General features: G+C 39.4%; 28 protein-coding genes, 1 tRNA gene and 1 pseudogene. 19 read left to right on the forward strand and 11 right to left on the reverse strand.

Translation table 11 applies throughout. The features are described 5' to 3' along the window. Positions 1 to 88 (reverse strand) — tRNA-Ser (locus AN391_RS04455). Positions 89 to 339: 251 nt separating this feature from the next. On the opposite strand from AN391_RS04455, the gene AN391_RS04460 reads away from it, so the two are divergent. The 7 genes from AN391_RS04460 to AN391_RS04490 are packed head-to-tail and all read left to right on the forward strand — an operon-like array spanning position 340 to position 3,485. Beyond that, complete coding sequence (locus AN391_RS04460; protein WP_004586716.1) at positions 340 to 1,005, forward strand: Bax inhibitor-1/YccA family protein; 666 nt, start codon at positions 340 to 342, stop codon at positions 1,003 to 1,005. 55 nt (positions 1,006 to 1,060) lie between these two features. Then, complete coding sequence (gene tusD, locus AN391_RS04465) at positions 1,061 to 1,414, forward strand: sulfurtransferase complex subunit TusD (RefSeq protein ID WP_055014280.1); 354 nt, start codon at positions 1,061 to 1,063, stop codon at positions 1,412 to 1,414. Beyond that, a complete protein-coding gene (locus tag AN391_RS04470) occupies positions 1,411 to 1,767 on the forward strand; it encodes a DsrE family protein (protein WP_055014281.1) in 357 nt (118 codons plus the stop codon). The genes tusD and AN391_RS04470 overlap by 4 nt, the downstream gene beginning before the upstream one ends. Then, positions 1,764 to 2,030: a sulfurtransferase complex subunit TusB gene (gene tusB, locus AN391_RS04475; RefSeq protein ID WP_055014282.1), complete on the forward strand. Its 267-nt coding sequence runs from the start codon at positions 1,764 to 1,766 to the stop codon at positions 2,028 to 2,030. Before AN391_RS04470 ends, tusB begins: the two co-directional genes overlap by 4 nt. Before the next feature lie 3 nt (positions 2,031 to 2,033). Beyond that, on the forward strand, positions 2,034 to 2,363 hold the full coding sequence (locus AN391_RS04480; RefSeq protein ID WP_055014283.1) for a TusE/DsrC/DsvC family sulfur relay protein: 330 nt from the start codon (positions 2,034 to 2,036) through the stop codon (positions 2,361 to 2,363). After that, on the forward strand, positions 2,363 to 3,049 hold the full coding sequence (locus AN391_RS04485; RefSeq protein ID WP_055014284.1) for a pseudouridine synthase: 687 nt from the start codon (positions 2,363 to 2,365) through the stop codon (positions 3,047 to 3,049). Before AN391_RS04480 ends, AN391_RS04485 begins: the two co-directional genes overlap by 1 nt. Continuing rightward, the gene (locus tag AN391_RS04490) at positions 3,042 to 3,485 is read left to right on the forward strand and encodes an NUDIX domain-containing protein (RefSeq protein WP_055014285.1); all 444 of its coding nucleotides are present in this window, start codon (positions 3,042 to 3,044) and stop codon (positions 3,483 to 3,485) included. The genes AN391_RS04485 and AN391_RS04490 overlap by 8 nt, the downstream gene beginning before the upstream one ends. A 54-nt stretch (positions 3,486 to 3,539) precedes the next feature. Here AN391_RS04490 and AN391_RS04495 read toward each other — a convergent pair whose 3' ends face one another. Beyond that, positions 3,540 to 4,808: a diguanylate cyclase gene (locus AN391_RS04495; RefSeq protein ID WP_055014286.1), complete on the reverse strand. Its 1,269-nt coding sequence runs from the start codon at positions 4,806 to 4,808 to the stop codon at positions 3,540 to 3,542. Between the two features lie 339 nt (positions 4,809 to 5,147). Between AN391_RS04495 and mnmA the strand changes: the two genes are divergently transcribed. The 5 genes from mnmA to AN391_RS04520 all read left to right on the forward strand — a co-directional run bounded on the left by mnmA (position 5,148) and on the right by AN391_RS04520 (position 9,944). Then, positions 5,148 to 6,248, forward strand: a complete 1,101-nt coding sequence (gene mnmA / locus AN391_RS04500; protein WP_055014287.1) for a tRNA 2-thiouridine(34) synthase MnmA — start codon at positions 5,148 to 5,150, stop codon at positions 6,246 to 6,248. After that, entirely contained in the window at positions 6,248 to 6,850 is a 603-nt protein-coding gene (hflD, locus tag AN391_RS04505; RefSeq protein WP_055014288.1) for a high frequency lysogenization protein HflD, read from the forward strand. The genes mnmA and hflD overlap by 1 nt, the downstream gene beginning before the upstream one ends. A 32-nt stretch (positions 6,851 to 6,882) precedes the next feature. After that, a complete protein-coding gene (gene purB / locus AN391_RS04510) occupies positions 6,883 to 8,253 on the forward strand; it encodes an adenylosuccinate lyase (RefSeq protein WP_055014289.1) in 1,371 nt (456 codons plus the stop codon). A 77-nt stretch (positions 8,254 to 8,330) separates the two neighbouring features. Beyond that, entirely contained in the window at positions 8,331 to 9,476 is a 1,146-nt protein-coding gene (locus AN391_RS04515; RefSeq protein ID WP_055014290.1) for a cupin domain-containing protein, read from the forward strand. A 9-nt stretch (positions 9,477 to 9,485) separates the two neighbouring features. Next, the gene (locus AN391_RS04520) at positions 9,486 to 9,944 is read left to right on the forward strand and encodes a GNAT family N-acetyltransferase (RefSeq protein ID WP_055014291.1); all 459 of its coding nucleotides are present in this window, start codon (positions 9,486 to 9,488) and stop codon (positions 9,942 to 9,944) included. 45 nt (positions 9,945 to 9,989) lie between these two features. On the opposite strand, the gene AN391_RS04525 is transcribed toward AN391_RS04520, so the two are convergent. Together AN391_RS04525 and AN391_RS04530 are read right to left on the reverse strand one after the other, a co-directional pair. Next, positions 9,990 to 10,436, reverse strand: coding sequence for a DUF4826 family protein (locus AN391_RS04525; RefSeq protein ID WP_029772653.1), 447 nt, complete (start codon positions 10,434 to 10,436; stop codon positions 9,990 to 9,992). A 141-nt stretch (positions 10,437 to 10,577) separates the two neighbouring features. Beyond that, the gene (locus AN391_RS04530) at positions 10,578 to 11,981 is read right to left on the reverse strand and encodes a M28 family peptidase (RefSeq protein WP_055014292.1); all 1,404 of its coding nucleotides are present in this window, start codon (positions 11,979 to 11,981) and stop codon (positions 10,578 to 10,580) included. Between the two features lie 229 nt (positions 11,982 to 12,210). On the opposite strand from AN391_RS04530, the gene AN391_RS04535 reads away from it, so the two are divergent. After that, a complete protein-coding gene (locus AN391_RS04535; protein WP_055014293.1) occupies positions 12,211 to 13,008 on the forward strand; it encodes a spermidine synthase in 798 nt (265 codons plus the stop codon). Between the two features lies 1 nt (position 13,009). Here AN391_RS04535 and AN391_RS04540 read toward each other — a convergent pair whose 3' ends face one another. Further along, complete coding sequence (locus tag AN391_RS04540) at positions 13,010 to 13,408, reverse strand: GFA family protein (RefSeq protein ID WP_055014294.1); 399 nt, start codon at positions 13,406 to 13,408, stop codon at positions 13,010 to 13,012. Between the two features lie 197 nt (positions 13,409 to 13,605). On the opposite strand from AN391_RS04540, the gene AN391_RS04545 reads away from it, so the two are divergent. From AN391_RS04545 to AN391_RS04560, 4 genes are all read left to right on the forward strand, one after another. Then, positions 13,606 to 14,445 (forward strand): hypothetical protein, encoded by an 840-nt coding sequence (locus tag AN391_RS04545; protein WP_055014295.1) that lies wholly within the window; start codon positions 13,606 to 13,608, stop codon positions 14,443 to 14,445. Between the two features lie 91 nt (positions 14,446 to 14,536). Then, complete coding sequence (locus AN391_RS04550) at positions 14,537 to 16,384, forward strand: ABC transporter ATP-binding protein (protein ID WP_055014296.1); 1,848 nt, start codon at positions 14,537 to 14,539, stop codon at positions 16,382 to 16,384. A gap of 174 nt (positions 16,385 to 16,558) precedes the next feature. Then, a complete protein-coding gene (locus AN391_RS04555) occupies positions 16,559 to 17,071 on the forward strand; it encodes an outer membrane beta-barrel protein (protein WP_055014297.1) in 513 nt (170 codons plus the stop codon). Between the two features lie 32 nt (positions 17,072 to 17,103). Beyond that, the gene (locus tag AN391_RS04560; RefSeq protein WP_055014298.1) at positions 17,104 to 18,378 is read left to right on the forward strand and encodes an Ig-like domain-containing protein; all 1,275 of its coding nucleotides are present in this window, start codon (positions 17,104 to 17,106) and stop codon (positions 18,376 to 18,378) included. 441 nt (positions 18,379 to 18,819) lie between these two features. Here the strand turns inward: AN391_RS04560 and AN391_RS04565 are convergent, their stop codons facing one another. Together AN391_RS04565 and AN391_RS04570 are read right to left on the reverse strand one after the other, a co-directional pair. Continuing rightward, complete coding sequence (locus AN391_RS04565; protein WP_055014299.1) at positions 18,820 to 19,242, reverse strand: MAPEG family protein; 423 nt, start codon at positions 19,240 to 19,242, stop codon at positions 18,820 to 18,822. Positions 19,243 to 19,386: 144 nt separating this feature from the next. After that, entirely contained in the window at positions 19,387 to 20,532 is a 1,146-nt protein-coding gene (locus tag AN391_RS04570) for an endonuclease/exonuclease/phosphatase family protein (protein ID WP_055014300.1), read from the reverse strand. 241 nt (positions 20,533 to 20,773) lie between these two features. Here AN391_RS04570 and AN391_RS04575 point away from each other — a divergent pair, with 241 nt between their 5' ends. After that, positions 20,774 to 22,036 (forward strand): valine--pyruvate transaminase, encoded by a 1,263-nt coding sequence (locus AN391_RS04575; protein ID WP_055014406.1) that lies wholly within the window; start codon positions 20,774 to 20,776, stop codon positions 22,034 to 22,036. Positions 22,037 to 22,114: 78 nt separating this feature from the next. On the opposite strand, the gene AN391_RS04580 is transcribed toward AN391_RS04575, so the two are convergent. Continuing rightward, positions 22,115 to 22,561: a hypothetical protein gene (locus AN391_RS04580; protein WP_055014301.1), complete on the reverse strand. Its 447-nt coding sequence runs from the start codon at positions 22,559 to 22,561 to the stop codon at positions 22,115 to 22,117. Here AN391_RS04580 and AN391_RS04585 point away from each other — a divergent pair. Further along, on the forward strand, positions 22,546 to 23,733 hold the full coding sequence (locus AN391_RS04585) for a PQQ-dependent sugar dehydrogenase (protein ID WP_055014302.1): 1,188 nt from the start codon (positions 22,546 to 22,548) through the stop codon (positions 23,731 to 23,733). The two genes, AN391_RS04580 and AN391_RS04585, sit on opposite strands and share 16 nt — an antisense overlap. Before the next feature lie 146 nt (positions 23,734 to 23,879). On the opposite strand, the gene AN391_RS04590 is transcribed toward AN391_RS04585, so the two are convergent. The 3 genes and pseudogenes from AN391_RS04590 to AN391_RS04600 form a co-directional block, all read right to left on the reverse strand. Then, a complete protein-coding gene (locus tag AN391_RS04590) occupies positions 23,880 to 24,272 on the reverse strand; it encodes a hypothetical protein (RefSeq protein WP_055014303.1) in 393 nt (130 codons plus the stop codon). After that, positions 24,260 to 24,553 carry a hypothetical protein gene (locus tag AN391_RS04595; RefSeq protein ID WP_055014304.1) on the reverse strand — a complete coding sequence of 98 codons (294 nt, stop codon included), beginning with the start codon at positions 24,551 to 24,553 and terminating at the stop codon, positions 24,260 to 24,262. The genes AN391_RS04590 and AN391_RS04595 overlap by 13 nt, the downstream gene beginning before the upstream one ends. A gap of 211 nt (positions 24,554 to 24,764) precedes the next feature. Next, positions 24,765 to 25,811, reverse strand: a pseudogene (locus tag AN391_RS04600) (transposase). Positions 25,812 to 26,119 lie beyond the last annotated feature (308 nt).

Here is a 26,119-nt window from a genome sequence, read left to right on the forward strand (position 1 = left end):
TGGAGAGATAGGGATTTGAACCCTAGATAGGCTACAAACCTATGCCGGTTTTCAAGACCGGTGCATTCGACCACTCTGCCATCTCTCCGCACGGCCTGCATAATAGGGAAACCCATTGGCTTTGTGAAGCTTTTTTTTAAAAAAATTGTTTAAGTGCTTAAAAAACAATTAATTTGTTTAAAGATAAAACAAAAAACTCATTTTTGGTGGTTAAATGAACTTTAATTAAAAAATAACACTCTATTGATCTACAAAGGTTTGCCCAAACATATAAGAGTTGGTAATCTAATTTTAGTTAAATTATCGAAACAAACATGTTTCACTTAAAGGAGCTCTACAATGGCATTTAATCATTCGTACAATACCGCTAAACCGGTAATGTCGACCATTGAAACAAACAAGGTACTTAAAAACACCTATTTCTTACTGGCCATGACATTAGCATTTAGTGCTGTTACGGCGGGTATTTCAATGGCATTACAATTACCTTACTTTATGGGAATTGTGTTCACACTGGTTTCGTTTGGTTTATTATTTGTTGTAAACAAAAAAGCAGACTCAGCTTCAGGCGTATTTTGGGTGTTTGCTTTTACAGGCTGTATGGGCGCAGGCCTTGGCCCACTTCTTAACTATTATGCGGCTATGCCTAATGGCCCAATGCTTATTATGCAGGCGCTTGGTTCTACTGCATTAATATTTTTTGGACTATCGGCTTATGCATTAAACACTAAAAAAGACTTCTCATTTATGGGTGGTTTTTTAACAGTAGGTTTATTAGTGGTTATTGTCGCAAGCATAGTTAACATATTCATTGGCAGCTCGCTAATGTTTATGGTGCTTAACGCAGCTGTTGTGTTAATTATGTCTGGCTTAATCTTATTTGATACTAGCCGTATTATTAATGGCGGCGAAACTAACTACATTCGCGCTACAGTGGCTTTATACTTAAACGTGTACAACTTATTTACTTCTTTACTGCACCTTCTTGGCGCAAGTGATGACTAATTAAATAGTTCTGTTAAAATAGCCCCTTTATTGGGGCTTTTTTATTGGAATTGTTTTGGCGCGATTTGTTCTTTCTTTACATACTCCTCCTTCAGATCATGACTCAACGCAACGTATTATAAAGTTTGCACATGCATGTTTAGCACAAGGCCACACCATAGATGCACTTTTTTTGTATCAAAATGGTATTTATCACGCATCAACTCATTTTGAGCTGGCCTCTGACGAGCTGCAAATCCCTATGCACTGGCAACAACTTGCAGACAAAAATATTAATTTAATGCTTTGCGTTACTGCAGCAGAAAAACGCGGTTTAAGTACAAGCCAAACCGGTGTGTTTACAGTTGCTGGGCTTGCAGAATTTGCCATGCTAGCCAGTGATGCAGATAAATGGATACAGTTTAAATGAAAAATGTTTTAGTCATGAGCCAATCCAGTCCCTTTGATGAACTTAATACCCGCGATGCCCTAGACATGTCGCTTATATTTGCCGCAGTTGATCAAAATATTAGCTGGCTATTTAGCGGCCCCGCCGTGCTTGCTTTAAAACATAATCAATCAACAGAGCAACTGGGTGTAAAAGATTTTTTTAAAAACATCAAAACGCTTGAAATCTATGAAGTAGAAAACATATACGTATGTGAAAAATCATTACTTGATTACAACTTAAACAAATCTCAATTAATTATTGATTCAATCAGCCTCAATTACACTGAGCAACAACAGTTGATCTGCCAGCAAGATTTTGTGGTGAACCTATGAGTACATTACATATTTTTTCTAAGCCACTGGCTTATTACGACTCAACCCAGCTTGAAAACTTAATCAAAGACACTGATAAAGTACTCCTTGTTGGTGATGCCTGTTACGCTGCTAAGCAATATTTTCAATTAAACGATTCGCTATTGTTGCTTTTAGAGGATGCGCATGCACGCGGGGTTAAACTAAGTCCTGGCCAATCAATTATTAATTACGATGAGTTTGTTGCCCTGACACTATCTACTAACCAATCTATTACCTGGTAACCTATGCTTGAATTTAATAATCAACAAATCGATACAGATAAACAAGGCTACTTGCTCGATTACACCATATGGACAAAAGAGTTGGCCCCTATTATTGCCGAGCAAGAAAACATTATCTTGAGCGAACAACACTGGGAAGTGATTAATTTTGTTCGCGATTTTTATTTAGAATATAACACCAGCCCAGCGATAAGAATGCTTGTTAAAGCCATGGCTAAAGCACTTGGCGAGGACAAAGGCAATAGTATTTATTTGTATAAATTATTCCCGAAGGGGCCTGCAAAACAAGCGACTAAAATTGCCGGATTACCTAAGCCCGCTAGGTGTATTTAATGGTGAATAAACCAATGCATAACCGCGCAACTAAAAGCACTAACAAACGCACTACAGGTAGAACTTACTCACGCAGTGCATTCACTAAAAAAAGCACAACTTCGCGTGAAGTTAAACCCGCGATAGCAGCTAAAGATAGAAAAATTGTTTTATTTAACAAACCCTACGATGTGCTTTGTCAATTTACAGATGATGCCAATAGAAAAACGTTAGCTGAATTTATTCCCATTAAAGATGTATACGCAGCAGGCAGACTCGACCGCGACAGTGAAGGGTTATTACTTTTAACAAACTGCGGAAAGCTTCAAAATACCCTTACCGCACCAAGTAAAAAAACCAATAAAACCTATTGGGTGCAAGTTGAAGGCGAGCCAAGTGCAGACGCTATTAATGCCCTATGTAAAGGTGTTGAACTAAAAGATGGTATTACCTTACCCGCAAATGTAAAAATTATTGATGAGCCTGAAGTTTGGCCTCGCGTGCCACCGGTTAGAGAGCGCAAATCGATTCCTACAACGTGGTTAAGCATTACAATTAACGAAGGACGTAATAGGCAAGTTCGTCGTATGACTGCGCATGTTGGGCACCCCACATTAAGGCTTATTCGCTACAGCATTGGTAATTATACGCTTGATGGCATTGAGAGCGCTCAGTACAGTGTTATCAAAGGTGGTAAAAATGCATAAGCCCCATGTGACGGTTGCTGCTGTAGTAAAAAAAGGAGACCGCTTTTTACTAGTAAAAGAGCGAGATAAATTTACTGCTACTATTTGCTATAACCAACCTGCCGGCCATTTAGAACTAGACGAAACACTGGCTCAAGCAGCCAGCAGAGAGCTTTTTGAAGAGACAGGTTTAACCTTAACCCCAATTGGTTTAGTCGGTATTTACAACTTACATGCAGCAAACGGAATACATTATTTGCGCTTTTGTTTTCTGTTTGATGGCGCTCAAATCACTACTGAGCCCTGCCCAAAAGATGCAGATATAATGAGTGCTGACTGGCACACTTTAGAGGACATAAAAACGCTGCCTCTCAGAAGCCATCTCGTTTTAAAATGCATTGAAGACAGCCTGAATCGCCCTATTCAGGACGTTAGCTTTATTTATGACGATAATTAAACATTTTCACTTTGTATAATTCTCAAATCTATATAAATAGTCCAACGCTATAAATTAACTTAATGCTAAACAATTTCGTCCCTGCCTTTTTGAATAATAAAGTGCGCTATCGGCGGCCTTAACAAACTCTTTTTGATCGCAATTATCATCTTCACCAATCGCGTTAATACCCATACTAAGGGTTAAGTAACCGGTAAAACTATCTTCATGAGGGATACGGAGCTCTTCAATTGCCTTTTGAATATGCTCAGCTATAAACAAAGCCCCTTGTTTATCTGTTTGTGGTAGCAATACAACAAACTCTTCACCGCCATAACGCGCTACAAAATCTTCGGTACGGCTTACCGTACACGCTATTGCTTGCGCCACGTTATACAAACATAAATCACCTTCAACATGTCCGTAGCGGTCGTTAAATAGTTTAAAGTGATCAATATCAATTAAAATAATCGCTAAATCGTCACCACATTCAACAGCTTTTTCAAACTCTTTACTTAGCTTTTCATCAAAACGACGTCTATTTGCTATTTGCGTTAGTGAATCTAAAAACGCCATATCGCGTAAAATATTTTGATCTTCCAAACGTTTGGTCGCATCGTTAAATACAGCAATATATTCATCCCCTAAGTTAATGCCAGATACTTCCATCGTAATCGTATTACCGTTTTTACATGTAACATGATAATCATGCGCGGGGATGTCTTGCCCTGTTTCATTGCCCACTTCTAACGCCGCTTGCCACGTTTTTTTCACAGATTCTCGATAGTGAGGGTCTGGGTATGCATTAACCCACCATTGCTCTAAGTTAGGTAAGTCATCGACGGTATAACCAAATACATCTATAAAGCGTTGATTAACCCTAATAATATCACCTGTTTTCGCACATACATTAGAGATAGGCATAGGCAAAATAGTAAATAAATGGGCGTAGTGGCTCATCTCGTGGCGCTTCATAGGATGATGCATTTTTTTAGATAAGAAGCTGTACGGCGCATCTTCTTTTTTACAAGAGAGCGAATTATCCATACTTAAAGCAAAATACCATTCACCCCACCAGCGCTTCATAGTTTCAAACAAGGCAACTTCTTGTTTGCTATTTACTTCATAAGAACGCGATACAGAATCGAAAATCTCATCAACAGGGCTACTGTGCTTTGTCTCTAAGGATAAAGTGTACCCAAAAACCTCATGAAAAAGCGTGTACGTATCACGTTTTAAATCACTTGTAGGCATATTGAGTAGTTCATTCAGTTTATCGCATGTATTTACAGCGTAAAACTGAATTAATGCTGAGAGCTTTTTAACCTGAAAGGCATAGTTCATATATTCATTCCATTGAAAATATTTTTATAATAAACCGCGAGTCTAGGGGATTGAATATTACTTGCAGCTGAATTCCACAGCTATGACAAGGTAATAAAGGTATTATTATCATTTTTACGCGTAATAATGGCACCGAAATAACTTTTTACAATGGCTTATTTAAATTTTTCATCATTTTTTATTTCAAATGCGATTCAGTCTTATTTGCTATTGGTTATATGAATAAAATAACGACAAAAACGTGCGTTTGCGCTACTCCTCCCTTTAAGCAAAAACAAAATGCGTGCTATAATCGCGGCCTTTCCAAGTTAACAGCAAACTGTATAAGCGAAATTATTCATGAGCGAAAATAGTCACATTAAAGTCATCGTTGGTATGTCCGGCGGTGTTGATTCTTCTGTATCTGCATATTTATTACAGCAACAGGGCTACCAAGTAGAAGGCCTGTTTATGAAGAACTGGGAAGAAGACGACAATGACGAATACTGTGCAGCCGCTGAAGATTTAAAAGATGCGCAAGCAGTGTGTGACAAATTAGGCATCGAGCTTCATACCGTTAACTTTGCAGCAGAGTATTGGGATAACGTTTTTGAGTACTTTTTAGAAGAGTATAAAGCGGGCCGAACGCCAAACCCTGATATTATGTGTAACAAAGAAATTAAGTTTAAAGCGTTTTTAGAATTTGCTGCCCAAGCACTTGGCGCCGATTTTATTGCTACAGGCCATTATGTTCGTCGTGAATTACGCGACGACAAGTACGTTATGTGCCGAGGCTTAGACGATAACAAAGATCAAAGCTATTTCTTATACACTTTAAGCCATGAGCATATAGGCCAAACCCTTTTCCCAGTAGGTGATATAGCTAAACCTGAAGTACGCCGTATCGCAGAAGAGCAAGACTTAATCACCCACGATAAAAAAGACAGCACCGGTATTTGTTTTATTGGGGAGCGCAAATTTAAAGACTTTTTACAAAAGTTTTTACCTGCTCAACCAGGTGTGATCGAAGACACAGATGGCAACAACGTAGGTGAACACGAAGGGCTTATGTATCATACACTAGGCCAGCGTAAAGGGTTACTAATTGGTGGCATGAAAGAAGGCTCTGGCGAGCCATGGTATGTTGTAGATAAAGACGTTGAGCGCAATGTACTGGTTGTAGGGCAAGGTAAAGACCACCCTCGCCTTTACAGCAATGGCCTAAACGCTAATCAATTACATTGGGTAGACCGTGTTGGCCCGCAAGGCACCACGCGCTGTACCGTTAAAACTCGTTACCGCCAAGAAGATATTAATTGTACCCTTCTCGTTGGCGAAGATGGTATGGCACGCGTATTGTTTGATGAGCCACAAAAAGCCGTTACACCGGGTCAGTCAGCTGTATTTTATGCCGATGAGGTGTGTTTAGGTGGTGGTATTATTGATTCGGTGATCAAGTAATGAATGAACACCAAGTCATGGCGCTTGCCGCCATGTGCCAAGTGGCTAAACAAGTACAAAAAATTGCCCAGTACGGCAGTGCAAACGATTCAGATTTAGATGTGCTTTTTACAAGTATTGTACAAACATCTCCCGCATCACCGGTTGATGTTTATCAAGGTACGCATAACTTACGCGACGGCTATAAAACATTAATGGCACAGCTGACTGCTGGCACTCAAAAAGATGTCGAAATAGTTAAGTACGTAGGTGGTTTAATGCAACTTGAACGTATTTTAAATAACGAGCCAAAAAGCTTAGCTGAACTTGGCCGCCGTATCGACGACATTCATCGTCGCTTAGATCACTTTGCCATAACCGATGACACCGTAGTTGCCGGTTTAGCAGATATATACTCGTCGGTGCTAAGCCCCCTTGGGCACCGAATTCAGGTTTATGGTAAACCCGAGTTATTAAAACAGCAGCAAACGCAAAATAAAATTCGTGCACTTTTATTAGCAGGAATTCGCAGTGCTGTATTATGGCGACAAATGGGCGGTAAACGCCGTCACTTTTTCTTTGCAAAAAGAAAAATTCTCGCTATTGCAAAAACAAAAATTTAATTATCGTTCAAAACTAAAATTTAGGAGTTATTATGGAGCTTTCAGCGTTAACCGCTATCTCTCCAGTGGATGGTCGCTACGGCAGCAAAACCACTGAACTACGCAGTATTTTCAGCGAATTTGGCTTAATCAAATACCGCGTAACCGTTGAAGTGCGTTGGTTGCAAGCCTTAGCTGCAGCAAGCGATATTAAAGAAGTACCTGCATTTAGCGAACAAGCCAATGCACTATTAAATGCCATTGTTGATAACTTCAGCGAAGCAGATGCACAGCGTGTAAAAGACATTGAACGCACCACAAACCACGATGTTAAAGCGGTAGAATACTTACTAAAAGAAAAAGTAGCCGATAACAGCGAAATCAACGCTATCAACGAGTTTATCCATTTTGCTTGTACCTCGGAAGATATTAATAACCTATCTCATGGTTTAATGCTTACAGAAGCTCGCGATAAAGTATTATTACCATACTGTGACCAATTACTTAACGCCATAAAAGAAAAAGCCATTGAGTACAAAGCAGTGCCTATGATGACGCGTACCCATGGCCAGCCAGCTACGCCCTCAACTATGGGTAAAGAGTTTGCTAACGTATACATGCGTTTAAAACGCCAACGCGACCAAATCGCACAGGTAGAAATGCTAGGTAAAATTAACGGTGCTGTAGGTAACTACAATGCCCACTTAAGTGCTTACCCAGATTACGATTGGCACACTCATGCAAGTAACTTTATAACAAGCCTTGGTTTAACGTTTAACCCGTTCACTACCCAAATAGAACCGCATGACTACATTGCCGAACTATTTGATGCTATTGCTCGCTTTAACACTATTTTACTTGATTTTGATCGTGACGTTTGGGGTTACATTGCCCTTAACCACTTCAAGCAAAAAACCATTGCTGGTGAAATCGGCTCTTCAACGATGCCGCATAAAGTAAACCCTATCGACTTTGAAAACTCAGAAGGCAACCTAGGCATCGCAAATGCTATATTTGCTCATCTTGCACAAAAACTGCCTGTTTCTCGTTGGCAACGTGACCTTACCGACTCTACGGTACTGCGTAACTTAGGTGTGGGCATGGGCTACACGCTTATTGCTTATCAATCGACACTTAAAGGCGTAAGCAAACTTGAAGTAAATGAGCAACGCTTACTCGAAGAGCTTGATCAAAACTGGGAATTACTTGCAGAGCCAATTCAAACGGTTATGCGTAAATACGGTATTGAAAAACCATACGAAAAGCTTAAAGATTTAACGCGTGGTAAGCGTGTAAATCAAGAGATTATGGCCGACTTTATTGATGGTTTAGACCTGCCAGAGCATGCAAAAGTTGAAATGAAAAAACTAACACCAGCCAACTACATTGGCCGAGCTGTTGAGTTTATTGACGATTTAGTTTAAGTAGTCAATTGCAAATATAAAAAGCGAAAGGATAATCCCTTTCGCTTTTTTTGTACTTAAAATTATAGGCCAACTCTATGTACCAATTAAAAATAAACCCCCTCAGTGAACAAGAATTTTTAAACCAATATTGGCAAAAAAAGCCACTATTGATTAAACAAGGTTTTACAGACTTTAAAGACCCAATAGAGGCAGAAGAGCTTGCCGGTCTTGCAATGGAAGAAAGCATAGAGTCGCGTATTGTTACTAACCATAATAACGATTGGCAAGCATACCAAGGCCCGTTTGAAGACTTTGAAAAACTCACTGAGCAACACGCAACTTTACTGGTACAAGCGGTTGATCATTGGCATAGCGATGCTGCACAACTGCTAGAGCCGTTTAGGTTTATACCTAACTGGCGAATAGATGACTTAATGATCAGCTACTCTACCCCTAAAGGTGGAGTGGGCCCACATTTAGACCAGTATGATGTATTTATAATCCAAGGTGAAGGTAAGCGCCATTGGCGTGTTGGCTTGCCCGACCCGACTCTTAAGCAATTTACACAAAATAAAAAACTACTCCAGGTTGAGCAATTTGAAGCGGTAATAGATTGTATTTTAGAACCCGGCGATATTTTATATATACCACCTGGGTGCCCACATGAAGGCTATGCTATAGAAAACGCCTTAAATTATTCAGTGGGTTTTAGAGCGCCTAACCAACAAGACTTATTTTCGAGTTTTGCCGATCATATTATTGATACTGATAGCGGCCAAAAACGCTATTCTGATCACACATTAACGCTAAGAGACGCTAAAGGTGAGCTTTTAGATAGCGAAGCCAATAAAGTTAAAACCCTTATGCAAGCGCTTCTTAATAACGATGAGTTATTTAAACAATGGCTGGGTAACACTCTAAGTCAGCCCAAGCATGAAATGGACTTAGCACCGCTTGAAGCCCCTTTAACTTGCGAACAAATGAGTGAATTAATTGCCAGCAATAACGATGAGTTTGAGCGTTTAGGTGGCACACGTGCTATTTTTCAGCAATGTGAAGATACCTTACTGCTAAGCATTAATGGTGAGAACTATTTATTACCCCTCTCGGATTTAAAAGCCGTTAGACTTTTAACTGATAATAGTTATTTTAACACTGAAGATTTAGACCAAGCCCAACCAAGCCTAGTTTTTATTCAAACTTTTACTACACTAGTTAATGAGGGAGTTTGGTTTAACTAGGGGTGTTCTATGAGCTATCAAGTTAATAAAGTAGAGTGGGATATACAAAAAGACCTGCTACAACAAATACGTGAAAAGGTTTTTGTATACGAATTACACATCCCCAAACGCATAGAATTTGATAGCCTCGATAAAATTGCTCACCACGTTTTAGTGACTGATGAATGCAAATTGCCTGTTGCTACAGGCAGGCTTTGTACCGACGGGTTAATAGGCCGAATTGCTGTACTGCCAGAGCACCGAAATCGTCATGTATACACATCGCTGCTGACCTTTATTGTTCAACTAGCCGCAAACGACGGCCATAAAGCCATTAGTATTAATTGCATATTAAATGAAGTAGAGCGTTTTAAGCAAAATGGGTTCAAGCAGCAAGGCACTGTATTTATGGAAGCAGGCATACCCAGACAGCGTATGCTCTGTGAAGTATCGCAGTTTGTTACCAAACCCTTTACGTTAGTACATTAAAAAAGGGCGTAAATTGCCCTTTTAGATGTTCATACATGCGTCTTTCTATTTTGGCTCATTGGCCCAAAGTTGCTCGTTTTCATGCATTTCGTATAAACCATGAGCACGGTTTATAAGTAAGTTAGCAAAATCGACTTGGGTTTTATCACGAGCACCCACACTCATTATTTGATCGGCTTTTAACTGCCATTGTAACGAAAAATAACGCATGGCATCGCGTGCATCTTTTGCTGCACTTACTTCAGCATGATCTGTTGGTAAGCGCCCTGTTATCACCCAATAGCTCTTACCGTTTTGTGCTTTAAATTTCCACATAGCACACAGTGGCGCTAAAAAACGGCTATCTTTGTCTATTACTGATTTAGGCATAATGCCTTTTTCTGCTAAATATTTTTGAGCGTTTTGAAAACATTCGCGTTGCCAAGCAACACGTTGCTGCTCTATTTGTGCTTGCTCTTGCGCTGTTAATGGTTTTTTTTCTTCTTGCTGCATTTTATTAACCTTTACTGCTTTTTTTTACACTCTAAGTGCATAACAAATAAGGTGCAAGCATAAAACAGCTGCTTTGCACCTTAAATACATCATTTGATTTGTTTTTAGCCACAATTACACTTAAACAATAATAAATCGCTGTTATTTTATATTATGATCAAACGAGCCCACATCTCCTGGGAACACCACTGGCGATTCAATCCCGTCTTTACTTATCGCTGCAACACCAAAATAATAGTTATCAATAACCACATTTTTAAGTGTGGCTGTTGTAACTTTCCCAACATCTTGGCTAAATTGCCATTGTGGCTCACTGGTATAGCGCCAATAAATACGATAACCGGCTATATTATCATCATCTGACTTTTGCCACGAAAGCGTGGTGTTAGCCTTAACCGCGCCTTCAATTTTCACCTGCTTAGGGGGTGCTGGGGCCCACGCCATTGAAGCCATAGTTACAGCGTTAAGCGAGGTAAGTTTTGCAGTGTAGTCAAAATCAACACCATCTATTGTATCGCCATAAACCACGCCATTTTCAGTGCGCAAGTCTTGATGCTGTCGGTCGTAATGCTCGTTAGTTTCCATAATTCTGACTGCAGCAAAACCTGCATCGTTAAAGGGTCTATGGTGCCCACCTCGGCCAAATCTATCTAACCGGTAAACTAACATTGTATCTAAATTTGGGATGTACCTATCAGCAATAGTATCTATATAGCGGGCTAAATTACGGCTCGCTGAGTCTACCTCACCGCCGGTAAATCGCCTCGTACGCGCCTGCTCTTTAGTTTCTACTACACGTGTTCCTTCAGAAAATATGCGTGCCGTTGTATTGTCGGTAACGCCATTAATACCGGTAATGTTGCCAATCATATCGTTATTTAAAACGCCATGAACTTGCCAATCATGCTTTTGCGCATACGCTGTGAGTATTTTACCACCAAACAAGCCTTGCTCTTCGCCCGAAAGTGCCGCATATACAACTGAGCCATTAAATTTATATTTGCTAAGTACACGTGCAGCTTCAATAACACCTGCCACGCCCGAGGCGTTATCATTGGCACCTGGTGAATCACTGGTAAAGTCCATAACATCACTCACGCGCGAATCAATATCGCCCGACATAATCACCATTCGGTTTGGCTCAGTACTGCCGCGCTGAATTGCAACAATGTTTACTACTTCAACAGGATTTGGGATTCGTTTTTCACCTGATATGGTGTCTTTAACTTCAATTACTTCTAGGCAGCCACCACATTGCGCTGATATTTTCTCAAACTCTTTTTTGATCCAACGCCTTGCAGCGCCTATGCCCCGCGTATCTGACTTAGTGTCAGAAAGCGTATGGCGAGTTCCGAAATCCACCAGCGTTTGTATATCACTCCCAATACGCTTAGCTGATACCTCGGCTGCAATATCATGTAGCTTTTGTTGTTCTTCATATTTTATGCTGGCATGAGCGTGTGCTATTAACCCTGCCGTACAAGCAAAAGCTAACGCACTCAATTTAATAAGTTTAGTTGTAATAGAAAAAGGGGTTTTGCGCATTATAAGCTCCTTATTTTTTACCTTACCTTTACTCAACAACCTATTTAGTGCAACTATTTTGAGTTAAAGCTTTGTACAAGTAAGCTCAACTGTAAAAATTAACCACAGTTACACACGCCTCCCTCGTTTATGCACCAAGCGTATTACAAACCTTGTTACATAAATATGTTATATACATTGCGTGTTTTCGTGGCAAACTAACAAGGTGTTTTATTTGTAATTGTAATCTATGCGCCAGCTTAAAGCCGATACGGTCTCTGCCAATTTAATAGCTTCTAGTAACAACCAATATGGGCCTATTTGTGTTTATCAAAATACGGCCTATCGCTGGTTAACACTTGCCCAAAATGCACAAAGCGATATTACTATTCAAGGGGTGATGAGCCTTAATGAGAATGAACAATTACTGATTGCGGTTAATCAATGTATGCTGTTATTTTTACTAAAAACAGCAGAGCCACTTCGGGTTTTAAATTTAGGTTTAGGCACTGCGGGCATTGAACGAGCCATTCATTATTTACATAACAAAACAGCTTATATAAATAACGTAGCTGTGTTTGACAGTGTAGAAATAAACCCCGCGATGATAAGCGTTGCTAAGGAGCATTTTAGTTTGCCCGCTAATCATACGGTGCACGTACAAAATGCAGAGTTGTTTGTTGCAACGTGCACGCGTACATACAATGTCATCACAATTGATATTTTTAGTGGCGATGTACACCAAGACTTTTTATCAGATAGTGTATTTTGGCAAAACATACGTCGCTGCAGTGAGCAAACCGCACAAATTATTATAAATTTAAACCCTAAAACAGGAAAAGAGCTTCAAGCTTTACTCGTCCTGTTTAGGCAACACTTTAGCTGCATCGCCCTTATAGAGTTTAACGAATACAAAAATATTGTCGTGATACTTTCTCAGCTAAGCTTAATGCACATCAATAAAGAAGAAATAGCTCATTCGCTATTATTTAAAACATGGGCGCCCACCCTTCACACCGACATAAACAGCATTTATCACATAGAGTAATTTATCGCCCAGGTTCGTGTTTTTCATAGCATGGTAAACGGGTTTCTAATTGCTCCCAATTGGCTTTAGAGGTAACAAAATTATGCGAAATGACCTGTTCAGTAATATCACTGTCTATCAACCCTAGACGTATACGCAAGCGTGATTCATCCAGAGCGTTCGCACTGTAAATGGGTGATCCACATGTTTTACAGTGCGAACGCCCAGGTTTAAAATTAAATTCAGTTAAATTATCTTTACCTTTGGTAAGTGTAAAATCGCGAGTATTTACAAAACCATTTGTGGCAAAAGCAGTCCCGCTGTTTTTTCTGCATAGTGAGCAATGGCAATGAATGATTTGAGAAATAGGCCCTTTAATTTCAATGCTTACCGCTTTACATAGGCACGTTCCTGTATACATATAATCCCTTTATTATTTTAATTTGTGTGTTGTTAGCTATTTTACCCGTTTAAAATATAAACGTCAGCAGATTAGATACAACACAATATTGGTTGACTAATTTGCAGCAAATTGGTTACATAGATTTCAAGGTTTAAAAATTAAAACCCATGTATTGGTATACCAATTTATATACTTACATTAGTAAAAGAGGGATTATGCGCGTTAAATACAGCTTACTATTAGTGGCCTGCTCAGGATTATTAGCCTGTAGCCAAAACAATCAAAACGCCCCCTCTGCAAAGTGGCTACTAGTAGATAACTTTGAACAACCACTAAAAGGCTGGACAAAGGCCGACACAGACAATCAAACTCAACCTTATGTCGCTAACCCACAAGTGACTAAAATAGAGGTTGAGGAGACAACCAAAGGGATTAACCATTTTTTAATTAAAAAGCCCGCCGAAAAGGGGATTGTTGGAAACCGTAAAGCCCTTAGCTATAAAAAGCTGCCAAAAACAGTGCCAGTTGGCGAAACCTACACTTTTTTTACACGTATTAACGTTGCCTCTTTTCCAAATAACCATGCTTTTGGCTTAAGTAATTTAGAGCCAGAGCAAATAAACGTTCATGGCTACGATGCCTTCGAAGCCACTCTTCGGGTTACAGATAAAACCGAATCAAACGGTTTAGTTAATACCGGTGCGCTAATGGTCAAAACTGATAAGGGCTATAGTAATATCCAAAACTATGCACAAGCGCAATCGGCTCAACCACTTGATACAAACAGTTGGTACAACATATGGTACGTTGTTAATAATGCATCGGTAAAAATGCAAGGTCAGCAATACAATGTATACGTGCAAGGCGGCGAATTTAAAAACCAAACCTTAGTATATAAAAATGCCACCTTTAGAATGAAACGCGAACGCCCACTTAGCTACTTTTTAGCTAACTGCAATACGGGCCCTCACAAAAATCCTTACGGAAATGGGGGGTTACGCTATGACGACATTTACATGATTAAAGGCGTAAACCTTACAAACCCTCTTCGATAAAATTAGCGGTGTCATTTAGTCGTTAAAGTTCTACAGTGCGCTCCTTAAATGATATGATCCTTTTCTATTATTTGTCATTTAAGTTTATAAAATGTATCGATTATTCGAAAAAATGACCAACGCATTTCCTGAGCAAAAGCCAACTCAGCCACCCTCTACCTTATTTGCGTTTTGTCGTCATTACACTAAAGGCATGGAATTGTCGCTAGTTTTAATGTCTGTTAGTGCTGCCCTGCTTGCTATTTTAGAAGTATCGTTGTTTAGCTATATGGGCCAATTGGTTGATTGGTTGGGCACCTACACACCACAAACTTTGTTTGAAGAGCAAAAAGCCGAGCTTATAAAAATGGCAGTAGTGCTTTTAGTGGTGTTGCCTATTGTGGTGTTTTTTCACTCGGCTATTTTGCACCAAGCATTACTGGGTAATTACCCTATGTCGATTCGTTGGTTGGCGCATAGATACTTATTACGTCAAAGTGTGAGCTTTTATCAAAACGAGTTTGCAGGGCGTATCGCCACAAAAGTAATGCAAACCTCACTGGCCGTGCGCGAAGCCGTGATGAAGCTGCTCGATGTACTAATGTACATAGTGGTTTATTTTGGCGCTATGGTGTTTTTAGTTGCCGAAGCAGACTGGCGTTTAATGCTGCCACTTTTAGTGTGGGTAATTGCTTATGCCGCCATTCAAATGTACTTTGTGCCAAAACTTAAAAAAATTGCCAGCTCGCAGGCCGATGCACGTTCAGAAATGACCGGCCGAATAGTCGACAGCTATACAAATATATCGACCATTAAGCTTTTTTCGTACACGCAACGCGAAGAACAATACGCTAAACAAAGCATGGATGTTTTTTTAAAACCGGTTTATAAGCAAATGCGGTTAGTAACCAGCCTTAACTTTGCTATTAATAGCCTAAATTACTTATTAGTATTTAGCGTGGCCGCACTCTCTCTTTATTTGTGGTCGTTAAGTGCAATTAGCGCAGGCGCAATTGCAGTGGCTGTAAGTTTATCGCTTAGATTAAATGGCATGGCGCAGTGGATCATGTGGGAAATAAGCAGTTTGTTTGAAAACATTGGTACCGCCACCGATGGCATGAAAACCTTATCGACGCCAATCAAAGTAGCTGACAAACCCAATGCGAGCACGCTTGAAGTTACTAAGGGCAATATTGAATTTACAAACGTGCATTTTAACTATGGTAAAGCCGCTAACGAAACCAATCGTGGTCCTGTAATGAACGGCCTAAACCTACATATAAAACCCGGTGAAAAAATTGGCTTAGTGGGCCGCTCTGGCGCAGGTAAATCAACCTTAGTGAATTTACTCCTGCGTTTTTACGATACTGACTCTGGCACCATTAAAATTGATGGCCAAAACATTACCGATGTAAGCCAAGAAAGCCTTCGCCGTTATATAGCTATGGTTACCCAAGACACCTCCCTGCTGCATCGCTCTGTAAAAGATAATATTTTATACGGCCGACCCGATGCCTCAGAAGCTGAAATGCTCAGCGCTGCCAAGCAAGCTAAAGCGCTCGACTTTATAAGTGATTTAGAAGATAGCAAAGGCAATAAAGGGTTTGATGCACAAGTTGGGGAGCGCGGTGTCACCCTATCTGGCGGGCAACGCCAACGTATCGCTATAGCGCGGGTATTACTTAAAAATGCACCTATTTTAATACTCGATGAAGCCACCAGTGCGCTCGACTCAGAAGTAGAAGCTGCCATACAAGCAAGTTTAGATGACTTAATGACAGGAAAAACGGTTATTGCAATTGCCCACAGGCTATCGACTATTGCGCAAATGGACAGACTTATCGTACTTGATAAAGGTGGTGTGGTAGAGCAAGGCAGTCATGAAGAGCTTATTGCACAAAATGGTATTTATGCTGGCCTTTGGGCGCATCAAACCGGTGGATTTATTGGTGTAGATTAATCATGATAAGAACGTAAGCCTAGAGTGGCGCGATTTTTATCACGCATTACGCTATTAAATCAAACATTTATAATCTGTTCCTAATCTTATCCAAGCGAATCTCTTCCCTTGATTAAGTTAAGTCAATTATATACCATCCTTACTTATAATAATTTACGGATAGTTTACTTTCATATGGAAAAAACTCTTTATCTACTCCTATTTTGTGCCTCAACGCAATGTTTTGCAGACACCGCATATATTGGTGTTGACTATGTATTACCTGAAATGGCAATTAGTAACGAAGATGTTAAGCCAAAATCAACTGCACTTCGTTTAGGGGTCAGTAACAATAATATGGCTTTTGAAGCCCAATACCTAACCGCCAACGAGAAAGATAACCTTTATCGGATTGAATTCGACATAGAAAAAAGTGCCGCGTTATTCTTCGTAATGCAATCTGATGTTGTTAACGGTTTCGGTTTAGATGTTTCAGTCGGCTATGCGCAAACAGATATAACGGTAAATGGCCCAGAAGAAACTATAAATGATGAGTTTCAATATAAAGGCTTTGCTTGGGGTGTGGCAATGCACCAAGATATTCCATACTTAGACAACACCCAAGTTAGGCTTGGCTATCAATCACTTTATGATAAAGATGATATCGAGATAACAGCTATTTCTCTTGGTTTTACTTACCAATTTTAGTCATTCTCTCATTTTAAAAGGTACAATCCTAAATGGCAATAAAATACACCTCCCACAAACTCTCTATTATTTCGATATTATTAATGGCAGTCACTGGTTGTGGCTCTGATACTGAGTCAACCGACCTAAAAAAAGCAGTCACTCTCGAAGAGCTTCGCACTGAAGGTACAATTATAGAAACCGTTACTATTATCAATAATCAAACACGCATTAGACCGGGAGAACAATTTCAGCTTAAAGCCATGGGTATTGATAGTAATGGAGAAACGAGGGATGTAACCGATGAGCTTACTTGGAATACAAGCGACCCAGAAGTAGCCACTGTCAATAGTCGTGGCTTAGTGACGGCCATTGCTAATTCTCCACTGGATCGAGGCTTGATTACGGTTACTGGCACTACAATAAATGAAATATCCGGTGAAGGACAAATGTCAATTAGTGATGAAGCTGTTTCGAGCATAGAACTAAAGCAAGCCTCACCAGAAATAGGTGACATTAATACCTGTATAGAAGCGAGTATTACTGCAGATATTACTTATTCAGATGGCTATATATCTTTAAATACAATAAAAGATATTAGTTTTACTCTTGATGATAAAACAAGCGCGTTAATCGATAACAACGGTACACTATATACCTCATCAAATGAAATTGAGAACACTTCAATTACTGCAAATATAGGCGACATATCGGATACCTTAATTGTCACTGCCAATCCAGTTAACCTAGAGAGTATTGATATTCTTTCTGATGATACATCTAAGGATATTATCAAATTAAACTTAGGTTCTCGTATAAACGTAGCTGCGCAAGCCAATCTAATAAACAATCCTTCTCCTTTCGATATAGACAATACTATAAAGTGGTCTACGTTAGATTCATATACTGTAGGTGTGACAAAACAGGGCGAAAATAAAGGTACTTTACTAGCATTAAAACCAGGCGTTACAGAGCTTGTTGCAAGTTGTGGTGGAGTGCATAAAACAGTAGCCGTACAAGTTGAAGGCGACGCAACCCTAGAAAGCATTCAAATTAATGACGTTGAAAATCCATTAACATTAAGCCCTCTGGGTACTTTAGATTTAACATTAACCGCTAACTATAGTGATAGCTCTTCTAGTTTGAATGTTTCAGAATTTGCCAATTGGAGTGTAAATGGTAGCACAATTGCAGATGCTGAATTAATTAATATTGGAACCAATCAGGCTAGATATAGGTTAACGAGTAATTCGAATAGTAACGGTACAGTTATCGTTTCTGTCAATTACGATGGGATAGTAACAAGTACACAAGTTAATATTGAATAAAAAATTACACACATAATACTAGCATAAGGCGAAGGCACTATTTGTAGCCTTCGATTTTTTTGCTTTGTTTGATTCTATATTAGCGAATAAATTTGCCTCTCTTAAGAGCTCTAAGCTTAGCTTATTAAGTCAGAGCTACTATAAACTTCATACACAAGTAGAAAATAATTTTATTAAAAGCTTCTGTAACTCCCATACTAATATTCTGAGGTTTTAACTTAGCAGGCCTTCATATATGGTAAATGCCTATTACCTTGATGCTACCAAGATATATGGTCGCAACTAAATTTAAGTAGTGTAAAAATCGCTAGAAAGACTAAACATAGGTTTGAGGGTATTTTAACTCCTCACGGATAACTACTAAATATTAATAACTTAGTACCATACATTTACCAAAAAATTCAATCGGCTAAAGAGGTTATAGGCTAATCGACTTTGTGTCTAGGAAGCCAGTAACCTTAAGCCAATTAAAATTAGCATGACAATATTGGCAATAAAACTGATTAAAAAGAAGTAAGTGCGTGGGCTTGGGTTTTTCTCGGTAGCTATAACGTAATACAATACCATATGAATTAATCGCGCTATTACATACACCCAAACACACATAGCAAATATAGGGCTTTGGTAATTTATAACAAATGCAAACAGCGCAGTACCAATAAATAGCGCACTGTTTTCTAGTGTGTTATGAAAAGTCCGATGAGCCCTGAATATAAAACTGTCGTGCGATAAATCATCGCTTATTTTACCTGGTACAGCATTAGGCTGTTTAGCTTTGCTAAAGGTAGCAACCGACCACTGTACCACTAACATTATTAAATAAACGTAAAACGCCATATAGGCAGAAAGCGCAACTTCAGTCATTTTTATTTCCTTAAAATTGTTTTAACTCATTAGTTACAGCAAGTTTCAAGCCTAAAATAAGTCATTTATAATTAATTACTTATAATTTATAGGGCCAGTAATAATGTAAAAGCTGCAAACCTATTTATAAATGTTACTCACGTATTAACTCCTTAACGTTAGCGTAATTGATACCACTGCATGATCTGTTGTTAAATCGTCTCGTTCGTATTCTGGGTTTATTAAATGCCTGTCGTATGTATGATAATCGCTCACTTCATAAAAGCTATCATCGTAACTTGGGTCAAACTCACACGAGAGTAAAATATAATCAAGTACCGAACTACTTGGTCCATAGTAATGGGTGGGGCTGCGCATAAATAACGGCGCAGTATTATTTATTTGCGAAGTAGCTTCGTTTATTGACTGTTGCAGCGCAGCAGAGCCATTACTTTGTTGATCATCTGTATGGCTGCCAGCGTTTTGCTGTGTGTTGTGCGCCGTAAGTTGGCTCATTTTTAGTGTTTTAAATAACTGCCACGCGTCATTTAAACAATATTTAGCAAGGTAGGCTTTAACGTCAAACGCTGGGGCAGATCGCAATGTATTCGTTAATAAATGACTCAACACGCCATCTGCTAGGTCGTTATTAAAATCGCCCATTAACACCATTGGCTGTTGTGTGGCTTCGCGTCGGGTAATCATTTCTATCATTAGTAAGGTGGCTTCACTGCCACGCTGAATGGTGGAGCCCCATGAACCGGCCACATTTGCTTTAAACGCTTCAATTATGCTTTTTTCGGGCGAAAGTTCGTTATCTGTGATTGCCAATGATTTCGTGTTTTCGTCAGGCTCTAATATTGGGCGTTTAGATTTAAAGTGAACAACGTAGCAATCAGTATTACCTACATGAGGCAATGAAATAGTGGCTCTTAATACTTTACGGCTAAACGTAAAGTCACTGCAAAGGCCAAGGTCACTTGCAAGGGCAGCATTGTGCTTAACCGCTTCTGTGGCAGTTATAGGGTATTTAGAGGCAATAGCAACTACAGGGCTTTTATAAATAAAATCATCAATAATCTCTGGCGAATCAACCACAGCAAAATACGCGTAACCTTGCTGCGCCATTAGCGCTTGTAACGATTCAATGCTAAACACTTCTTGAAAGCCGACTACATCAGGCGCGTACTCATTTAAATAATCTACAATCCAGCGTTGTTTGCGGGCCCACTGCTCTGCGGTATAAATTTTTTCAAAATCGTAATACGCATTAGGCGGCTCAAGGTAGTTAAATAAATTAAACGTAGCCATTTTAAATTGCGTGTTTTTTACTACAGGCTCGTTTAAATCGTCGGCAGATTCAGCCTCAAGCGCAGTGTGATGTAGAGTAGATTCAAAATTACTGATAACAATAGCCTAGCGTATTAAAGTGCGTTAATTATACCCTAAAGGGTTTAAAGTTCTAAGCCCGTGAATTATTCTCAACATGCAATTTAAAGCCCTTTATTTACGCTATACTGCCCTCCTCGTTATTAGCGCACACGTAGGTATTATGAACTACTCAAATTTTGGAACTAAATTTACACAACCCAACGGAATAACGCAGCTTATGGAAGATTTAGGCAGCGCTAACGCAAGCAATAATCCAAATATTGTTATGCTAGGTGGCGGTAACCCCGCACACGTACCACAGGTTAATGCCGTATTTTTAGATGAATTACAAAAGCTAGTAGCCAGTAATAAAGTATCGCAAGTATTTGGTTTGTACGATGGGCCAACTGGCAATGACGAGTTTAGAGCTGCCCTTGCTAAACAGCTAAATAGCGAGTTTGACTGGGGTTTAACAACGCAAAACATAGCACTGGGTAATGGCAGCCAAGCTAACTTTTTTGTGTTGTTTAATATGCTTGCGGGCAAAATGAGTGATGGCAGTACCAAGCGTATTCTCTTCCCTCTTGCACCTGAATACGTAGGTTACGCCGACCAAGGTTTATCTGATGATATGTTTGTGGCAATCAAGCCCGACATCGAAATTTTAAATACACCCAGTGGCTCTAAGCAATTTAAATACGTGATTGATTTTGGTGCGGTTGAAAAAGTACTTGCTGAAGATAGCAGTATTAGCGCGCTGTGCGTATCGCGCCCTACCAACCCAACTGGTAATGTCATTACCGATGAGGAAGTACGCCACCTTGACGCCCTAGCACACAAGTACAATATTCCCCTAATTATTGATAACGCCTACGGCGACCCTTTCCCGGGCTGTATTTACACCGATGCAAACCTTACTTGGAACTCAAACATTATATTATGTATGTCGCTTTCAAAATTGGGCTTGCCAGGCCTGCGTACAGGTATTGTGGTTGCCAATAACGAAATAATTAAAGCCATTGGCCGTGTTAATGGCTCAATGGTGTTATCGCCTAACGCTATTGGCCCAAGCTTAGTAACCCGCTTAATTAACGAAGGCGAATTACTGCCTTTGTGTAAAAATACGGTATTACCTTTTTATAAAAATAAAGCAGAGATAGCCATAAACCTGTTTGATGAAATTTTTGCAGACTTGCCTGTTTACTTACATAAACTCGAAGGCGCGTTTTTTATGTGGCTATGGTTTAAAGACTCTAAAATAACCAGCGAAATGCTTTATCAAAAACTTAAAGAGCAAAACGTATATATAATTCCTGGGCATAACTTTTTTATTGGCATTGACGATAGCTGGGAGCACAAACATCAGTGCGTACGTATTAACTACGCCAACGATGAAGCCACCCTTAGAAAAGGTTTAGAGGCAATTAAAGCGCTTATTATGTAGCGCTTTAATTAACGTTTTACATCGTATTTTTACGAGGTGGTTAATGCTTAGCGTTAGCCACTGAGTTTTTTATTTAACCTACTGTTTAGTGGCTAACGCCTTAGTTAACAGGGCAAACAGCAAGCCACCTAGCGCACCTGCTAGTAACTGTAAATAAAAGCCCCATCTACGTGCGCCCGCTATAATATGAATATTCATAATCGACTCAATAGCCACTAAAACCACAGCAAAAGCAGTAATACCCGCAGCAATAAATAACGCCATACTGTATTGTTTAACTTTTTTAGTAAGCTTTGCAGTCACTAAAAACGCAATGGCAAGCGCTATGGCAATAATAGCGCCATAGGTAGGTAATAAACCTAACCAATCATCTAGCGTTAAATTGATACGCTCGCTTAAGCTGACGACTACGCCTACATTAACTAATTGATTGACAACGTATTGGCTATGAAACAAGCTAGCAAGAGTAAAGGTAAGTAACCAAGAAACTAAAAATATAGGGAGTACACGTGTTAAAAATGGCATGGTTATCTCAACTTAAAATAAAGCTTTTTCCTTACAGTAGCAAAGGCTTGCAATGTAAACAACGACTCTCTCAGTTCGCACTATGTTTATATGTAGGGCTTTTTGCATCAACGGCCAGTGCATCTACATTACCTAAAGAGCAGTACAGTACTCACACACTCGCTACCAAATTAAATTCGCCGTGGAGCATGGTTAAACTTCCAAACGGGACATGGCTAATCACAGAGCGCGACGGACACATTGTTATTGTAAAAAACAATCAGCAAACTAGAGTAAATTTAAACCTTGAAGGCTTATACGTTGCAGGCCAAGGCGGCTTACTTGATATAGTGCTGTCGCCTAATTTTAACACCACCAAAGAAGTCATATTTACTTATGCTCAAGGTGATGCAAGCGAAAACAGGCTTGTTGTTGCCAAAGCCACCTTTAATGGCACTGACTTTTCAAAGCCTAACGTTATTTATAAAGTAACGACTGATAAAAACACCCCACAGCACTACGCTGGCCGCGCCCTTATTTTACCCGACAACACCCTACTGTTTTCAACCGGTGATGGCTTTGATTTTAGAGAGCAAGCACAAGTGATAACCAGCCAACTGGGCAAACTATTACGTATAAACCTGGATGGCACTATCCCAAAAGATAACCCGTTTATTAATCACAAAAACCCCCATGCACACGCTGTTTACTCGCTCGGTCACCGTAACCCACAGGGCTTAGTATATGATTACGATACCGATCAAATTGTCAGCCACGAGCACGGCCCCGCCGGTGGCGATGAGCTAAATTACTTAACGCCAGCTACCAACTACGGCTGGCCGGTGATCACCTATGGCAAAGATTACTCGCAAGCGCATATTTCGCCCTTTACGGAATATAAAGGTATGCAAAAGCCAAGCGTAGATTGGACGCCATCAATCGCCCCGTCAGGCATGGCGTATTACGGCACTAAACACACTGCATTCCCTTCACTTGCACAACATGTACTCATCACCACACTCGTTGATAAAAAGCTCTACAGCGTTAATTTGGCAAATGGTGAATTCACCCAGTCTCACGTATTTCCAGAAGCAACAGGAAGATTAAGAGATGTTTATGTAACCACGCAAGGTCATATAGCGATATTAACCGATGGGAAAAATGCTGAGCTGATGTTGATAAAGCCAAAGTGATACTCACTTAAATGAATGATGATTGTCTCGTAAGATTTATTTTAATGATGTTTAACTTTTAAAATAAATCTTACAAGACTAAACATAGTACCAAGCTAAATTTATACTTAAAGTCAGATCCTTTAGGTAAGCTTTACAAAAGATTTTTATGGTGTGTTTAAATTAACTTTCCTCTCGCAAGCTTTTTGAAAATCATCAGGAGAAATTACGATTTGCCGCGTTGTATTTTTAACCTTCTTTTTTACCTCTTCTCTATTAAAAGCTATGTAACAGCCACTGTCGTCACTTATCTCAATTGAAGATAAATATTTATCCATTATTTTTGATTCACTTGATGACTGCTCATATTGCCAAACATTTACTTCACCTGCTTTTAATGGCATGTCCATTACCTGAGTACCGTACTCAGTTTTAAAGACCAATTTAACCATTAACTCTTCAGCTGTAGAGTTTTTAACACTAGCCCAGTAAATGCTTGAACATGAGCTCAATACAAAAGTTATTAGTAATCCAAAAATTAATACCTTTAATCTTTCCATAGGACCTCAGAACTCCAAATTAATCTTTTTATATCAACTTCAAGCGCTTCACTGCGTGTAATGCGTTGCTTTAGATTAGCCGTATTTTTTGTGTCATTGTAGTACTTCATAAGATCAATCTTTCCTTGATTTGGATAACCTGGAGAAGACGCTTTAACATTTTGAAGGAGAACATTTGTACTACCTTTATGACCCCAAGATAAATTAATACCTCCTACATAAATAAGTATAGAATGGCCAAACTCATGCGCTGAAACCAACTTAAATTCATCATCGATCAATTTTGATTAAAGTTTAACTAGACACCCACTCTTATTTAACAAGCAAAACTGTATTATTAAATTTACTTTTTTTACTCAGCGTTTATCTCTTTTTCTATCGTTATTCATAAAGCACTCATTAAATAAAACATGACCGCTGTTAAACCTAAATTACACGCATAAAAATAACTGCATGTTGCAGTTTCAACTTATCAGCTGAGTAATTAAAGCTTTATGCTAATAGCTTTTCACAATTACTTATATTGGCTCGTCGTTTTCTATTTAAATTTTCGCAGTAACCTATTTGTGAAGTGGGCCTGCCTACTGCACCATTGAAATACGCGTGTAAATCGGGTCGTGAGTTTTAACCAGTTTTCGGGGGAAATATTCACTCTTTCGAGTAAGGGTAAGTGTGTACTTTTAATATACCCTCGCTTATCTTCTCTTATACAACGCCCTGTTAACTCTACAAGTTTAAGGTACGATTTAAGCTCAAACGGTAACCCTTTTGGAATAATTTGACGTGACATGTCTGCAAAGCGAAGTAACTGTTTTGATTGTTTACCCTCTTTTGCGTACGTTAAACGTTTTTGGACGCTGGTATGGTTTGACTCTTCTGGAGTGTTAGCCATTTTAGCTCTAATTGGGTTTAAATCTACATACGCCATACAGGCGGCAAATGCGGCTTCATCAAGGAGTGCTTGAGATTTAAACCGACCTTCCCACAAAGTTGTATGGAACAACTTTGAATGCCTTAGGCGGCCCGAAGGGTGAGCGCCATGGATGGCAGCGAATAAAATCGACCTGTGCAGTTATCTTCTTTATTTGCTCTACGCGCTATATTTTCATTCAATAAGCGCATAAACCAGCTAATGCTTGATAGGCGCTCTCGATATTCTTTTACTGTTTGATTAAAAAAAATAAGCTCTGCTTTACCTAGCTTTTCGCCCTGTATGTACTTTTGCGTAAGTACGGTGCCTTTGCACAGCTTGTGCCACCGAATAACAATCGCTTTATTATTAAGCCTATTCGCTTTTTTATTATCAACATATAACACTAAGTGCGTATGATTGCTCATGACTGCATAAGCACAGACGTCAATACAAAATATCTTGGCTAATTCAAGCAACTTATCTTCAACCCACCCTCGTCGATGCTCGTAAGATTGACCTGTAATGTGGTCTTCGCCACACAGAAAAGCACGTCGAACACAGCGCGAGATACAGTGGTAATATTTTGTATCAACCAAACTTACTTGTCGCTTTCTTGCAATTGCCATAAGACACCCTGCTTATTTTTTATACTGACAAAAGCCTAGTACTACGCTTGCTAAACTGCAAAATTAAGATGGGTGTCTAGTTTATTTATAGGTGTCTAGTTTATTTATAGTTGCTAAGAAACCACTATGAGTTCTTAAGTCTATATTTTCTGAGAATTCCAAGGGGGTCTTCAATCTTGCAGCTTTCTCATTTAATGCAGTAGTGTTGGGCACGTCGCTCAACGTTAAGATGACATAAAGTGTCATTGACATATATAGTTCCTTCTAGCCTTCATTTAGGCATACCAACGCTCAGCTAAACGGCGCGA

Source organism: Pseudoalteromonas sp. P1-13-1a, from assembly GCF_001401875.1.
GTDB lineage: Bacteria > Pseudomonadota > Gammaproteobacteria > Enterobacterales > Alteromonadaceae > Pseudoalteromonas.

Excerpts from the sequence above, each read along its gene's own strand:
- AN391_RS04460 (WP_004586716.1), top strand. The coding sequence starts at position 340 with ATGGCATTTAATCATTCGTACAATACCGCTAAACCGGTAATGTCGACC.
- AN391_RS04470 (WP_055014281.1), top strand. The coding sequence starts at position 1,411 with ATGAAAAATGTTTTAGTCATGAGCCAATCCAGTCCCTTTGATGAACTT.
- tusB (WP_055014282.1), top strand. The coding sequence starts at position 1,764 with ATGAGTACATTACATATTTTTTCTAAGCCACTGGCTTATTACGACTCA.
- AN391_RS04480 (WP_055014283.1), top strand. The coding sequence starts at position 2,034 with ATGCTTGAATTTAATAATCAACAAATCGATACAGATAAACAAGGCTAC.
- AN391_RS04485 (WP_055014284.1), top strand. The coding sequence starts at position 2,363 with ATGGTGAATAAACCAATGCATAACCGCGCAACTAAAAGCACTAACAAA.
- AN391_RS04490 (WP_055014285.1), top strand. The coding sequence starts at position 3,042 with ATGCATAAGCCCCATGTGACGGTTGCTGCTGTAGTAAAAAAAGGAGAC.
- AN391_RS04495 (WP_055014286.1), bottom strand. The coding sequence starts at position 4,808 with ATGAACTATGCCTTTCAGGTTAAAAAGCTCTCAGCATTAATTCAGTTT.
- mnmA (WP_055014287.1), top strand. The coding sequence starts at position 5,148 with ATGAGCGAAAATAGTCACATTAAAGTCATCGTTGGTATGTCCGGCGGT.
- hflD (WP_055014288.1), top strand. The coding sequence starts at position 6,248 with ATGAATGAACACCAAGTCATGGCGCTTGCCGCCATGTGCCAAGTGGCT.
- purB (WP_055014289.1), top strand. The coding sequence starts at position 6,883 with ATGGAGCTTTCAGCGTTAACCGCTATCTCTCCAGTGGATGGTCGCTAC.
- AN391_RS04515 (WP_055014290.1), top strand. The coding sequence starts at position 8,331 with ATGTACCAATTAAAAATAAACCCCCTCAGTGAACAAGAATTTTTAAAC.
- AN391_RS04520 (WP_055014291.1), top strand. The coding sequence starts at position 9,486 with ATGAGCTATCAAGTTAATAAAGTAGAGTGGGATATACAAAAAGACCTG.
- AN391_RS04525 (WP_029772653.1), bottom strand. The coding sequence starts at position 10,436 with ATGCAGCAAGAAGAAAAAAAACCATTAACAGCGCAAGAGCAAGCACAA.
- AN391_RS04530 (WP_055014292.1), bottom strand. The coding sequence starts at position 11,981 with ATGCGCAAAACCCCTTTTTCTATTACAACTAAACTTATTAAATTGAGT.
- AN391_RS04535 (WP_055014293.1), top strand. The coding sequence starts at position 12,211 with ATGCGCCAGCTTAAAGCCGATACGGTCTCTGCCAATTTAATAGCTTCT.
- AN391_RS04540 (WP_055014294.1), bottom strand. The coding sequence starts at position 13,408 with ATGTATACAGGAACGTGCCTATGTAAAGCGGTAAGCATTGAAATTAAA.
- AN391_RS04545 (WP_055014295.1), top strand. The coding sequence starts at position 13,606 with ATGCGCGTTAAATACAGCTTACTATTAGTGGCCTGCTCAGGATTATTA.
- AN391_RS04550 (WP_055014296.1), top strand. The coding sequence starts at position 14,537 with ATGTATCGATTATTCGAAAAAATGACCAACGCATTTCCTGAGCAAAAG.
- AN391_RS04555 (WP_055014297.1), top strand. The coding sequence starts at position 16,559 with ATGGAAAAAACTCTTTATCTACTCCTATTTTGTGCCTCAACGCAATGT.
- AN391_RS04560 (WP_055014298.1), top strand. The coding sequence starts at position 17,104 with ATGGCAATAAAATACACCTCCCACAAACTCTCTATTATTTCGATATTA.
- AN391_RS04565 (WP_055014299.1), bottom strand. The coding sequence starts at position 19,242 with ATGACTGAAGTTGCGCTTTCTGCCTATATGGCGTTTTACGTTTATTTA.
- AN391_RS04570 (WP_055014300.1), bottom strand. The coding sequence starts at position 20,532 with ATGGCTACGTTTAATTTATTTAACTACCTTGAGCCGCCTAATGCGTAT.
- AN391_RS04575 (WP_055014406.1), top strand. The coding sequence starts at position 20,774 with ATGAACTACTCAAATTTTGGAACTAAATTTACACAACCCAACGGAATA.
- AN391_RS04580 (WP_055014301.1), bottom strand. The coding sequence starts at position 22,561 with ATGCCATTTTTAACACGTGTACTCCCTATATTTTTAGTTTCTTGGTTA.
- AN391_RS04590 (WP_055014303.1), bottom strand. The coding sequence starts at position 24,272 with ATGGAAAGATTAAAGGTATTAATTTTTGGATTACTAATAACTTTTGTA.